The sequence below is a fragment of the Micromonospora sp. NPDC049049 genome (assembly GCF_040649115.1).
Classification (GTDB): domain Bacteria; phylum Actinomycetota; class Actinomycetes; order Mycobacteriales; family Micromonosporaceae; genus Micromonospora.
The window spans coordinates 131,258-144,195 of the sequence record NZ_JBEZEX010000014.1 but is presented as its reverse complement, the minus strand read 5'-3'; the positions used below and the strand labels follow the sequence as shown (position 1 = coordinate 144,195).

The 12,938-nt window shown below is 72.0% G+C and carries 10 protein-coding genes; 8 read left to right on the top strand and 2 right to left on the bottom strand.

All coding sequences use genetic code 11. The annotated features are described in order from the left end of the window. The first annotated feature begins 110 nt into the window (after nucleotides 1–110). From AB0B68_RS16820 to AB0B68_RS16795, 6 genes are all read left to right on the top strand, one after another. Entirely contained in the window at nucleotides 111–944 is an 834-nt protein-coding gene (locus tag AB0B68_RS16820; protein ID WP_357260837.1) for an ABC transporter ATP-binding protein, read from the top strand. Nucleotides 945–975: 31 nt separating this feature from the next. Next, complete coding sequence (locus tag AB0B68_RS16815) at nucleotides 976–1,959, top strand: iron-siderophore ABC transporter substrate-binding protein (RefSeq protein ID WP_357260834.1); 984 nt, start codon at nucleotides 976–978, stop codon at nucleotides 1,957–1,959. Nucleotides 1,960–1,964: 5 nt separating this feature from the next. Continuing rightward, nucleotides 1,965–4,064 (top strand): iron ABC transporter permease, encoded by a 2,100-nt coding sequence (locus AB0B68_RS16810; protein ID WP_357260873.1) that lies wholly within the window; start codon nucleotides 1,965–1,967, stop codon nucleotides 4,062–4,064. A 25-nt stretch (nucleotides 4,065–4,089) separates the two neighbouring features. Next, nucleotides 4,090–4,995 carry a siderophore-interacting protein gene (locus AB0B68_RS16805; RefSeq protein ID WP_357198649.1) on the top strand — a complete coding sequence of 302 codons (906 nt, stop codon included), beginning with the start codon at nucleotides 4,090–4,092 and terminating at the stop codon, nucleotides 4,993–4,995. Nucleotides 4,996–5,123: 128 nt separating this feature from the next. Beyond that, nucleotides 5,124–6,584: an SDR family NAD(P)-dependent oxidoreductase gene (locus tag AB0B68_RS16800; protein ID WP_357198646.1), complete on the top strand. Its 1,461-nt coding sequence runs from the start codon at nucleotides 5,124–5,126 to the stop codon at nucleotides 6,582–6,584. Between the two features lie 48 nt (nucleotides 6,585–6,632). Then, complete coding sequence (locus AB0B68_RS16795; RefSeq protein ID WP_355010264.1) at nucleotides 6,633–7,109, top strand: heme-degrading domain-containing protein; 477 nt, start codon at nucleotides 6,633–6,635, stop codon at nucleotides 7,107–7,109. Between the two features lie 131 nt (nucleotides 7,110–7,240). On the opposite strand, the gene AB0B68_RS16790 is transcribed toward AB0B68_RS16795, so the two are convergent. Then, nucleotides 7,241–8,617, bottom strand: coding sequence for an FAD-dependent monooxygenase (locus AB0B68_RS16790; RefSeq protein WP_357260831.1), 1,377 nt, complete (start codon nucleotides 8,615–8,617; stop codon nucleotides 7,241–7,243). Between the two features lie 236 nt (nucleotides 8,618–8,853). On the opposite strand from AB0B68_RS16790, the gene AB0B68_RS16785 reads away from it, so the two are divergent. Both AB0B68_RS16785 and AB0B68_RS16780 read left to right on the top strand, forming a co-directional pair. After that, nucleotides 8,854–10,230, top strand: coding sequence for a serine hydrolase domain-containing protein (locus tag AB0B68_RS16785; protein WP_357206912.1), 1,377 nt, complete (start codon nucleotides 8,854–8,856; stop codon nucleotides 10,228–10,230). Nucleotides 10,231–10,316: 86 nt separating this feature from the next. Further along, a complete protein-coding gene (locus AB0B68_RS16780) occupies nucleotides 10,317–11,645 on the top strand; it encodes an alpha/beta hydrolase (protein ID WP_357260828.1) in 1,329 nt (442 codons plus the stop codon). Nucleotides 11,646–11,705: 60 nt separating this feature from the next. Here AB0B68_RS16780 and AB0B68_RS16775 read toward each other — a convergent pair whose 3' ends face one another. Then, entirely contained in the window at nucleotides 11,706–12,926 is a 1,221-nt protein-coding gene (locus AB0B68_RS16775; RefSeq protein ID WP_357206908.1) for an MFS transporter, read from the bottom strand. Between the last annotated feature and the right edge of the window lie 12 nt (nucleotides 12,927–12,938).

Sequence of the window (12,938 nt, the reverse complement as noted above, 5' to 3'; positions counted from 1 at the left end):
CCCAGCATCCCCCACGCGCGCACGGGCCCGACGAGCACCGGTCCGTCCGGCCGGTCACGGCTGCGCGACCGGCTTGACAGGCCGTCATTTGGTTAGGTTAGCCTAACCTCATGCAGAGCGAGTTGGCGTCGGCCAACGGGGAGCGCAGCCTGTCCGGCGTCGACCTCCGTCTGGGCTACCACGGTGTGCCGGTGGTGCACGGTGCCATGATCAGCCTTCGTGCGGGTGCCGTCACCGCGCTGGTGGGGCCCAACGGCAGCGGCAAGTCCACCCTGCTGCGGGCTCTGGCCCGGCTGCACCCGATCGAGGCCGGAATCGTGCACCTCGCCGACGGCGTCACGGCCGCCAGCCTCGCGGCCCGGGAGTTCGCCCGTCGGGTCACGCTGCTCGCCCAGAGCCGGCCGGTGCCCAGCGGGGTCACCGTCCGCGACGTCGTCGGATATGGCCGCCACCCCTACCGGGGGCGCTGGCGCACCGAGGACCCGGACGGCCCCGCCGCCATCACACGCGCCATGGACGTCACCGGCGTGGCCGCGATGGCCGACCGTCCCGTCGACGAACTCTCCGGAGGCGAGTTGCAGCGGGTCTGGTTGGCCACCTGCCTCGCCCAGAACACCCCGGTCCTGCTCCTCGACGAACCCACCACGTTCCTCGACCTGCGCTACCAGGTGGAGATCCTCGACCTGGTCCGTGACCTCGCGGACGATCACGGCGTCGCCGTCGGCGTCGTACTGCACGACCTCAACCAGGCAGCCGCAGTGGCGGACGAGGTGGTCCTGTTGCAGCAGGGCCGGGTCCGCGCCACCGGCACCCCGGCGACGGTGTTCACCGAGAACGCCCTCACCGAGACCTACGGGATCCGCATCGAGGTGACCACCGATCCGGTCAGCGGACTGGTCACCACCCGCCCAGTGGGGCGGCACCAGATCCGCGCCCTGGTCTGAACACCCCCATCCACAGCAGAGAAAGACCGTCATGACCCGTACCCGTTTCACCGCCCTCATCGCCGTCGTGGCCGCGCTGACGCTCAGCGCCTGCGGCACGACCGAGAAGACCGCCACTCCCGAGACCTCCGCCTCGGCCGCCGGCGGGCCGGTCACCCTCACCGACAGCCGGGGCAAGGAAATCACCCTCAAGGCCCCGGCGACCAAGGTCGTCGGTCTCGAGTGGGGTGAGGTCGAGATGCTGGTCAGCCTGGGCGTCATGCCGGTCGGCGTGGCCGACCCGAAGGGCTACGGCACCTGGGTCACCTCGGCGAAGCTCGACCCCGGCGTCAAGGACGTCGGCACCCGTGGCGAGCCCAGCGTCGACTCGATCGTCGCCCTCCAGCCCGACCTCATCGTGATGGAGGACGACCGGGGCGCCAACATGATCAGTCAGCTGGAGAAGTACGCCCCCGTCGTGGTCGCCAAGGGCAGTGACGCCACCGACAACCTGGGCCGGATGCGCACCGACCTCACCATGATCGCGAAGGCGGTCGGCAAGACCGCGCAGGCGGAGAAGCTGCTCGCCGACTTCGACGCGGCCATCGCCGACGGCAAGAAGAAGATCGCCGACGCGGGTGCCGCCGGCCAGCCGTTCGCCATCGCCGACGGCTGGAAGGAGGGCAGCACCGTCAGCATCCGGATGTTCGGCAAGGGCTCTCTCGTCTCCGAGATCGGCACCCAGCTCGGCCTCACCAACGCCTGGACCGGCAAGGTCGACGAGGCGTGGGGCCTCGGCCAGACCGACGTCGAAGGCATGACGGTCCTCAAGGACCCGGACATGCACCTCTTCTACAACGCCTCCGACGGCGACGACGTGTTCGCCGACGGCCTCGCCGGCAACGCCATCTGGAAGTCGCTGCCCTTCGTGCAGAAGGGCAACCTGCACAAGATGCCCAACGGCATCTGGACCTTCGGCGGTCCGCTCTCCGGCAAGCAGTACATCGACGAACTCGTCAAGACGTACGCGGTGTGAGCGTGCTGAACGCGCCCCCACGCCCGGAGCCGGCCACCCGGCCGGCTCCGGGCGGCCGCCTGGCCGTGCCCCGCATCGCCGTCGTCTTCGCCGCCGCGATCCTGCTGCTGCTCGTGGTCGGCGCGGTGCACCTCACCCAGGGCACCTCGAACGTCGGCGCCCTCGACCTGCTGCGGCTCGCGACCGGCGCCGACGATGAGGCGGCCCGCGTCCTGATCGCGTCCCGCCTGCCCCGGCTGCTCGCCGGGCTCGCCATCGGCGTGGCGCTCGGGTTCGCCGGGGCGGCGTTGCAGTCGATCGCCCGCAACCCGCTCGCGTCCCCCGACACCCTCGCGGTCAACGCGGGCGCCCACCTGGCGATCGTCGCCGTCGCCGCGTTCGGCGTCTCACTGCCCGCGCTGCCCGCCGGCGGCCTCGCCTTCGGCGGCGGGCTGGCCGCCGCCGGCCTGGTGATGGCGATGTCCTCCGGAGGGCAGGCCGGCACCACCCGGCTGATCCTCGCCGGCTCGGCGACCGCGCTGGCGCTCGGGTCGGTGACGACCCTGCTGCTGCTCCTGTTCGAGCAGGCCACCATCGGGCTGTTCGCCTGGGGGAACGGCTCGCTGGTGCAGAGCGACCTGACCGCGCTGACCCAACTCGCCCCGGTGATCGTCGGCGCCGCCATCGTGCTCGTGCTGCTCGGGCACCGCCTCGACATCCTCGCCCTCGGCGACGACACCGCCACAGTGCTCGGCCTCGACGTGCGGCGCACCCGGCTCACCGTCATGGTGCTGGCCGTGCTGCTCTCCGCCGCGGCCGTCACCCTCACCGGCCCGGTCGGCTTCGTCGGCCTGTGCGCACCCGTGATCGTCAGGCTGCTCGCCCCCGTGGTGCCGGGCGTGCACCGCCACCGCGTCCTGCTGCCGTTGTCCGGCATCGTCGGGGTCATCATCGTGCTCGGCTCCGACGTGCTGCTGCGGGCCGTGATGGGCGGGCAGGCCGGGGTCGACATCCCCACCGGCGTGGTCACCACACTGTTCGGCGCGGTGATCCTCATCTGGCTGGCCCGCCGGCACCGCGACGCCGGCCCCACCCGTCGTCCGCCCGGCGGGCACGCGGCCGTCCGCTCCGCAGCCTTCCACCGCGGCGTCGTCGCCGTCACCGCCGTCCTGACCGTCGGCGCAGTGGCGGTCGGCATGCTCGCCGGTGACACCTGGGTGCTGCTCGGTGACGTCGTGAACTGGGTCAACGGCAGCACCGGGCCCGCGTACACCTTCGTGCTGGACCAGCGGTGGCCGCGCGTCGCCGCGGCGGTCCTGGCCGGCGCGGCGCTCGCGGTAGCCGGCACCACAGTGCAGGCGGTCTGCCGCAATCCGCTGGCCGAACCCGGCATTCTCGGCATCACCGCTGGTGCCGGGCTCGGCGCGGTCTCCCTGCTCACCTTCGTGCCGCTGGCCGGGGTGTGGGCGGTCTCCGGCGTCGCCGGGCTCGGCGCGATGCTGGCGTTCGCCCTGGTCTACGGCCTGGCCTGGCGCGGCGGGCTGAGCTCCGACCGACTCGTGCTGATCGGTTTCGGCGCCTGGCAGGGCGGCATGGCGGTCATCACCTACCTGGTCGTGGCCTTCGACCCGTGGAACACCGGGAAGGCGTTGACCTGGCTGTCCGGCTCCACCTACGGCCGGATGCCCACCCAGGTGCTGCCGGTGGCGATCGCCCTGCTGGTGCTCACCCCGGCCGTTGTCGCCGCCCGCCGGGAGCTCGACCTGATGGCGCTGGACGACGACACCCCCCGCGTGCTGGGCGTTCGGCTGGAACGCACCCGGTTGATCGCGCTCGGCGCGGCGGCGCTGCTCACCTCCACAGCCGTCTCGGCCGTCGGGGTCATCGGCTTCGTCGGTCTGGTCGCCCCGCACGCCGCGCGGGCGCTCGTCGGCGGCCGGCACTCCCGGGTGCTCCCGGTGGCCGCCCTGCTCGGCGCGGCGTTGGTCAGCATCGCCGACACCTTCGGTCGGACGGTCATCGCGCCGGCCCAGATCCCCGCCGGCCTGGTCACCGCCATGATCGGCACCCCGTACTTCGTCTGGCTGCTGTGGCGCTCCCGCGCCGTGGCGAGCACCACCCGGTAGAGCCGCCCGCGTCGAGAGAGGCACCATGACCGAGACCCTGCCCATCGCCCCGTGGCGCGTGTTCGCCGTCGCCGTCCGCGCGGTACGCCGCCTGAGCCCGTCCTTCACCCGGGTGACCTTCACCGGGGCGAACCTGGACCGCTTCGCCGACAACGGTTACGACCAGCGGATCAAGCTGGCGCTGCCGCTGCCCGGTCAGGACCGGGCGACCCTGCCGGAGGGCGCGGACTGGTACGCGACGTGGCGGGCCCTGCCCGAGCATCTGCGCAACCCGATCCGCACCTACACCGTCCGGGCGGTCCGCCCGCACCTGGCCGAGGTCGACGTCGACCTGGTGCTGCACGGCGACAGTGGCCCGGCGACGCGCTGGGCGCGGCGGGCCAGCGTCGGCGACGAGATCGCCCTGGTCGGGCCGGATGCCGGCTACGACGGCAACCACGGCGGGGTCGAATTTCGACAGTCCGCCGGCGGCACCGTGCTGCTGGCCGGGGACGAGACCGCCGTGCCGGCGATCAGCAGCATCTGCGAGCGGCTTCCCCTCGACGCCCGGGGCACCGTCGTGCTGGAGGTGCCCGACGCCGCCGACGTGTTGCCGCTGCTCGCACCGCCCGGCGTCGAGGTCCGCTGGCTGGCCCGGGGCGCCGACGGGTACGGCAGCCGACTGGTGCCCGCCGTCGTCGCCGCGGCCGGGGAGCTGCTGGCCCCCGGCGCGTCGACAGCCGCCCAGCCCGTGCCGGACGTCGACGTGGACACCGAGATCCTGTGGGAGGTGCCCGAGCAGGTGGCCCCGGCGCCGCTCTACGCGTGGCTGGCCGGGGAGGCCGGCGTCATCCGCAACCTGCGCCGGCACCTGGTCGCCGAACGGGGTCTGGACCGGCGGGCGGTCGCCTTCATGGGCTACTGGCGTCTCGGACACTCCGACGCCGCCTAGCGCCGCGAGGCGCACCACGCCGGGCGGCCGCGAGGTGCGTCGGAGGCCGTGAGGCGCGTACCGTTTCGGGTCGGACTTGGGGCGGGCCGGCTGGAGCCGGTCCGGGATACGGGACGAGACAACGACGCATGACGGTGGACAACATTACCGAAAACGGTCAAGAGGGTATTGACCGAAGCCGGCTGGAGGCCTGCCTCAGCGTCTTCGAGGAATTGGAGGCGCTGCCCTCCGACCACCCCGACGTGGTGCAGGTGCAGCGGGCCACCGCCCGGCTCTACAAGGTGATCAAGCAGCGGCGGCGGGAGGAGCGGCGGGACGCCATCCTCGCCGCCGACCGCGCGGTGACGGAGGCCACCGCCACCGGCGCTCCGGGCCGGATCGACGACGAGACACAGGGCATTCCGCTCGCGTCCTCCGTCGCGGGCGAGACGGCCGGCTTCCTGCACAACGCCCGCGGCTGCTACGTCTGCAAGCAGCGCTACCGCGAGGTGGATGCCTTCTACCACCAGCTCTGCCCGTCCTGCGCCGCGCTGAACCGTGAGCGCCGCGACGCCCGCACCGACCTGACCGGCCGGCGTGCGCTGCTCACCGGCGGCCGGGCCAAGATCGGCATGTACATCGCGCTGCGGCTGCTGCGCGACGGCGCGCACACGACGGTGACGACCCGGTTCCCGCACGACGCGGTCCGCCGCTTCGCCGCGATGCCCGACAGCGCCGACTGGCTGCACCGGCTGCGGATCGTCGGGATCGACCTGCGCGACCCCGCCCAGGTGATCGCCCTCGCTGACGACGTCAGCAGCCAGGGCCCCCTCGACATCCTGATCAACAACGCGGCGCAGACCGTCCGCCGGTCCCCCGGGGCGTACGCGCAGCTCATCGCCGCCGAGGCCGCGGCCCTGCCGGACGGCCCGCTGCCGGAGCTGATCACGTTCGCCAAGCCGGACGCGCAGGGCGGCCCGGTGGGCACCCTGACCGCCGGCCCACAGTCGACGGCGCTCACTCCGCACGCGCTCACCGCGCTGGCACTGACCAGCGGTTCGGCCTCGCCGGAACGGATCGCGGCGTCCACCGCCATCGACGCCGGCGGGCTCGTGCCCGACCTCGACTCGGTCAACAGCTGGGTCCAGCGGGTCCAGGAGGTGGACCCGGTCGAGCTGCTCGAAGTGCAGCTGTGCAACGTCACCGCGCCGTTCGTGCTGGTCAGCCGGTTGCGCCCGGCGATGGCCGCCGCGTCGGCCCGCCGCAAGTACGTGGTGAACGTGTCGGCCATGGAGGGTCAGTTCGGCCGCGGTTACAAGGGGCCGGGGCACCCGCACACCAACATGGCCAAGGCGGCGCTGAACATGCTGACCCGCACCAGCGCCGAGGAGATGTTGACCGACGGCATCCTGATGACCAGCGTCGACACCGGCTGGATCACCGACGAACGCCCTCACCCGACGAAGATGCGGCTGGCCGACGAGGGCTTCCACGCCCCACTGGATCTGGTCGACGGCGCGGCCCGGGTGTACGACCCGATCGTCCGCGGCGAGCAGGGCGAGGACCTGTACGGCTGTTTCCTGAAGGACTACGCGCCCTGCGCCTGGTGATCGCCCCCAGCGACGAGGATGATCGCCCGCACCAACAAGGAGAAGAACATGTCAGCTGACCGTGAATCGTGGCCGACGCTCGACGAGCTGCTGCGCGAGGAGAACGAGCTGGAGCTCGCGGGCCTGTCCGAGACCGACGCGTACGAGCTGGGGATGCTCGCCGTCGCCGCCGCGACCGAGCAGCGGCTGCCGGTCTCGGTGGGCGTGTGGCGGGCCGGGCGGCAGCTGTTCCACTGTGGCCTGCCGGGGTCGACGGCGGACAACGACGCGTGGCTGCGCCGCAAGGGGCGGGTGGTGATGCGCTTCGAGCACTCCTCGCTCTACATGGCCCGGCTGTGCCAGGACAAGCAGGTGACGCTGGCCGAGCGGTTCGGTCTGCCGGCCTCGCGGTACGCGGCGGCCGGGGGCGCGGTACCCCTGCGCGTGCGCGGCACCGGTGTGGTGGGCTGGGTCGGTGTCTCCGGGCTGCCGCAGTTGGACGACCACCGTTTCGTGGTCGACATCCTCCGCAAGCTCCCCCGATAGGGCGTTGCCGGCGGCCTCGCAGGCGAGGCCGCCGGGTCACTCGCTCCAGGGCCTGTTTCATAAGAACTGGCCGGCCTGCGGCAGGCCCGGACGGACTCCGCCTCGGCTCGACCGCCCTTATGGAACAGGCCCTAGCGTGCGCGCCGGTTGGCGCGTAGGGCGCCCAGAAGCACGCCGGGGCGGGCCAGGGAGTGCGGGTGTTCGCGCATGGAGACGACGTCGTTGAACCGCCGCGCGGTCGCCACGTCCGTGACGGTCGCGGCGATGACCTGGCTGCTGGCCCAGCGGGAGAACCGGTAGCCGCGCGGGTAGGGCCCGTCGACGTGGGGCAACGCCAGGTCCGCCGAGGTGGAGAGCGACCAGGCGGCGTCCACCACGACCTTCTGGAGCGCGAGGTAGTGGCGCGCGGGCGCCCGCAGATCCGGGCCGGACCGAAGGTACATCGAGAGGCAGGCCGCGTGCAGGGCCGCCGCCGTCATGCCCTGCCCGTACACCGGGTTGAACGACGCGACGGCGTCGCCGACGCTGATCAGGCCGGCCGGGAACCGCTTTAGCGCGTGGAAGTCCCGTCGTCGACTGTCGGCATGGTGGTAGGTCTGGACGTCGCCGATCATCTCCTGGTCGGCGACGTCGCCGAACTCCGGTGGGAACTGCTCGCGCAGGCGGCGGACGAAGTCATCCGCGGTACGCCCCGGGCGGTCGTTGCCGTAACCGGCCATCATGGCCATCCACCGGCCGTCCTCGATGGCGAAGAACGCGGCTCCGGCCACGTCCATCCCCGATTTCGGCGTGTTCAAAGCCAGGACGACAGTCGAGGCCGGGGTCACCTCCGGGCGGCGGAACAGGGCGGTCGCGTAGTTGAGGTGCACCGTCATCCGCCGGGTGACCGGCCGGTCCCAGTCGGCCTGCTCCAGCCAGTCCGAGAGTCGGCTGGACCGCCCCATGGCGTCCACCACGAGGTCGGCGCGTTCGACACCGGGCACCCCATCGACCTCGGAGCGGACCCCGGTGACCGCGGTGCCGTCGAACACGAGGCCGGTGGCGCGGGCGGTGATCGTCTTGACGTTGGGCAACCGAAGCACCTGCTGGCGGATCAGGCCCTCCAGCAGCGGTCGACTGCCCGCCAGACTGTCGGCGTCGTCGGGGACGACGACCTTCAGACGCCCGTCGAGGTAGTTGCGCCGGGCCTCGGGCGGCGCCTCGACCGCTCCGCGCGCCAGTGCGTCGTCGCGGAATCCGGGGAACAGGCGCTCCAGTTGGAGGAGGCCGCCGGGCAGCAGCGCGTGCAGCTGTGTTCCCTGGGGTACGCCGGGCCGCGCGCCGGTCACCTGCGGGTCGTCCCGGTCGATGATGACGACGGTGTCGGCGTGGTCGGACAGCACCCGGGCGGCCAGTAGACCGGCGACACTGCCGCCGACCACAACGGCCGTGCCCATCGTCGGGGTCAACTGGTCAGGGGGTCGCGGCGCGTTCAGTTCCGCGAAGACCCGGGACGGGGAGAGGGACATGGTGCTCTCCAAGGGGGTAACGGGGGGCGTGCCCTCCCCGGTTGCTGTCAGCGACCGTGCGCGGACAGACCGGTGGACGGTCGTTCGACGTATTGCCCGCCGATCGTCGCACAACCACCTGAACGGCAACCGGCTGTGTCTGCCAGATGACCGCCTGTTGGCCGATGGGCCGGACGGGTCCGTCGTTCGGACGGGTCCGGTGGCGCGTCCTCCGGCCGGCTGTCACCATCTCCGGCATGTCCGTCGCACGTCGAACTCTGCTCGGGGCCGGCCTTGCCGCCGCGACCTCCGCCCTCACCGGTTGCGGTGCCACCGGCGCGCCGGACACCGGCTCGGCCGGCCCTGGCGACGCGGCGACCGCGAAGGGCGCCACCGGCAGCCGGGTCGGATTCGGAGCGGCGGGTGACGCCGGGCCGCCGCTCAGAGCACCGGACGCACCGGTCGGCGGCAACCCGCCGGTGCGTCAGGCCCCCTACGCCCAGGACGTGACCGCCCTGCTCCGGCGACACCTGCCCGCGACCTCACAGACCGTGCAACACAAGGGTTTTCCCGGTGCTGTCGCTCTCGTCGTGGTGGGCGGGAAGGTGACTGTGCACACCGCGGTCGGTGAGGCGCTGCGGTATACGGCGGGTCCGAAGCTGCTCGCGGCGAACCAGCGCGTCGCGATGCGCCGGGACTCCATCTTCGACCTCGCCTCGGTCACCAAGGTGTATACGGCCATCCTGCTGTTGCAGCAGGTCGACAAGGGCCGCGTCGACCTCGGCGCTCCGGTGCGTGACTACCTGCCCGCCTTCACCGGCACGGGCAAGGAGCAGATCACCGTCGAGATGCTGCTCACCCACACCAGCGGTCTTCCCGTCGGCGCCACGGTCACCGGCCTGCCCGACAACGCGGCCCGCTGGAACGCCGTGCTCGGCACGCCGCTGGTCTCCGGCGCGGTGCCGGGCAAGACGTTCCGCTATTCCAGCGTCGGGCTCATGGTCGCCGGCAAGATCGTCGAGAAGGTCACCGGCCAGCGGCTCGACCAGGCGCTCAAGACCAACCTGACCGGCCCGCTCGGTCTGCGCGACACCGGCTTCAACCCGAACAGCTGGCTGTCGGCCGCCGCGAAGGCCAGCCGACTGGTCGCGACCGACGCCCGCTCGTCCCGAGGGCTGCTCCGTGGCGTCGTCCACGACGACGTCGCCAACCACCTGGGTGGCATTGCCGGTCACGCCGGCATCTTCGCCTCCGCGACCGATCTCGCGGCCATCGGTCAGTTGCTCCTGAACGAGGGCGCCCACCAGGGCAAACGGATCCTCTCCGCGGCGACGGTGCGCCGGATGCTCACCAACCACAACGCCGGCAAACCGGCCATCGATCCCGAGCGCCCCAATCGGACCTCGGCGCACGGCCTCGGCGTCGTGCTCAACCAGAGCTGGTTCATGGGCAGGCTCGCCTCGGCCCGGACCTTCGGCCACACCGGATTCGCCGGCCCCTCGCTCCTGGTCGCGCCCGACCGCAAACTCGTCCTGGCGCTGCTCACCAACCGCGCGCACCCCAACTGGAGCTGGTCGAACCCCGACCCGGTCCGCGCCGCTGTCGGCGACCTGCTCGCCACGAAGGTCAACTGACCGGAAGGTGTGGACCATCGCGCCCCACCCTGACACGATACTTGCGCTAGTAGTGCAAATACTTCGTCCGTCCTGGTGGAGGATCGATGCACACATCTCGCCGGAGCCTGCTCTCCGTGGTGGCCGGGGTCGCCCTCGCGGCCAGCCTGTCCGTCGTCGCCGTGCCACGCGCCGCCGAAGCCGCCGCCACACCGACACACCGTCCAGTGATCTTCGTGCACGGCAGCGCGGGATCAGCGGCGCAGTTCGAGACCCAGGCCAAACGGCTGGCCAGCAACGGGTACCCGATCGACATCATCGAAGCCCACGAGTACGACTCCCCGAACATCGCGACGATCCTGCCCCAGGTGTACGCGGGACTCGACGCACGGATCTCCCGCCTGCTCGCGGCCACCGGCGCGGACCGGGTCGACCTCGTCGCGCACTCACTGGGCACCTTCGTCTCGCAGGGCTACCTCAACAGCTCGCCGGAGCGCGCCGTCCGGGTCGCGCACTACGTCAACCTGGACGGGCGCACCGCGACCTCCCCGCCGGGTGGTGTGCCCACGCTCGCCATCTGGGGCGAGGGTGACCCGGCCCGCGCCGTCGCCGGCGCGACGAACGTGCACCTGCCGGACCAGTCGCACACCCAGACCGTGTCCTCGGCGGAGTCGTTCACCGAGATCTTCGGCTTCCTCCGGGGCCACGCGCCTCACACGACGCGGATCGTGCCGCAACTCTTCGGCGCCGCCCGGGTCTCCGGCCGCGCCGTGCTCTTCCCGAGCAACGTCGGTGTCACCGGTGCGATCCTCGAGGTCTACCCGGTCAGCCCACTGACCGGCGGCCGACTGTCACACCGGCCCGCGCATCGGCTGTCGCTCGGCGTCGACGGCTCATTCGGCCCCCTCCCGGTGCTCGCCACGGCACGCTACGAGTTCGCCATCGTGCGCCCGGGCGCCGCGACGCACCACTTCTACTTCCAGCCGTTCCTCCGCTCGGACTCGTTCCTGCGCCTGGCGACCAGCGAGCCGGGCGAGGGCCTCAGCGGTCTGGTCGAGACCAGCGACCGGCACACGGCGCTCACGATCCAACGGCAGAAGGAGTGGTGGGGCGACCAGGGCGACGCCGGCGACCACCTCTGGATCAACGGCAGGGACGTCCTGAACGCGGCGAACACGCCACGCGCCAAGCGGACGATCGGCATCTTCGCCTTCGACGACGGCAGCGACGGCGTCACCGACCTGTCGGCCCCGCTGCCGGAGTTCTTCAGCCAGACCTTCATCACCGGCATGGACGTCTTCATCCCGGCGACGCCGGCACACCTCGGCCTGGTACGCATCACCGTGGGCCAGCGCGGCGGCGGCCACGAGGTGATCAACGTGCCCAACTGGAGATCGAGCACCGACCGGGTGACGGTCAGCGTGGACGACTTCTGAGCGCACCTCGCGGACGGCCCGGCCACCTCAGGTCGAGACGGTGGCCGGGACCCGCACTCGTCAGACGGTCGCCGGGACCCGCTCGCGCACTCGTCGCCCGACGGCGAAGCCGATCAGCCCCAGGATCAACCCGACGACCGCCAGAGCGACACCCACCCGGGCCGGCGCGAGGTAGCCGAATCCGGCGGCGATGGCGACGCTGCCCAGTGCGGCGCCCAGGCTGTTCGCGATGTTCATGGCCGACTGGTTGACCGCCGCGCCCATCAGTTGCGCTCCCGGGGCGACGGTGATCAGAAGTGCCTGCAGGACCGGACCGAGATACAGGCTGGTCGCCCCGACCAGGAACGCGCCCACGAACAGGCCCACGCTCGTCGACGCCACGAGGCTGAACACGGCGATGCTCACGATCATCGCCACGAAGCCGATGACCATGCTCCGCTGGAGGTCGCGGTCCGCCAGCCAGCCGCCCAGGGCGTTGCCGACGGTCATCCCCAGACCGACCGCGACCAACGTCCACGGCACCGTCGCGGCGGAGAGACCGGCGACGTCGGTGGTGACCGGTGCGATGTAGGTGTTCACCGCGAAGAAGCCGGCGAAGCCGACAGCGCCGGTCGCGGCGACCAGCCAGACCTGCGAGGTCCGCAGCGCCCGCAACTCGGCGGCCGGCGAGCCGTCGACCGCCGCGGCGACCTCCGGAACGACCGCCAGCACCGCCAGCAGGGTGAGCAGAAAGAAACCGGCGATGACCAGGTACGCCACCCGCCAGTCGACCGTCTGCCCGAGCCGCGTGATGAGCGGTACGCCGACCAGGTTGCTCACGGTCAGACCGCCGAGCACTGTGGCGAAACCACGGGCCTCGTTACCGGGGCCCATCAGGGTCGCCGCGAGCAGACCGGCCGCACCGAAGTACGCGCCGTGCGGCAGCGCCGCCACGAACCGGGCCACCAGCACCAGATCGAAGGTGGGGGCGAGCGCGGACGCGACAGTGCCGACGGCGAACATCACGAGCAGCCCGAGGACGAGCTTCTTGCGGGGCAGGCGCGCGCTCAACGCGGCGATCAGCGGCGCGCCGACGACCACACCGAGCGCGTACGCGGTGATCATCCAGCCCGCCTGGGCGACGGCGTCCGACGACGACCGCGCGTACTCGTGCGGGAGCAGACCGCGGGCGATGTCGGGCAGCAGCCCCATCGCCACGAACTCGGTCAGGCCGACCGCGACGCCGCCCAGTGCCAGAGCGGCAAGCGCCGCCAGCCGTCGACCTCTACTCAACTCGATCACCGAAAAAATTTA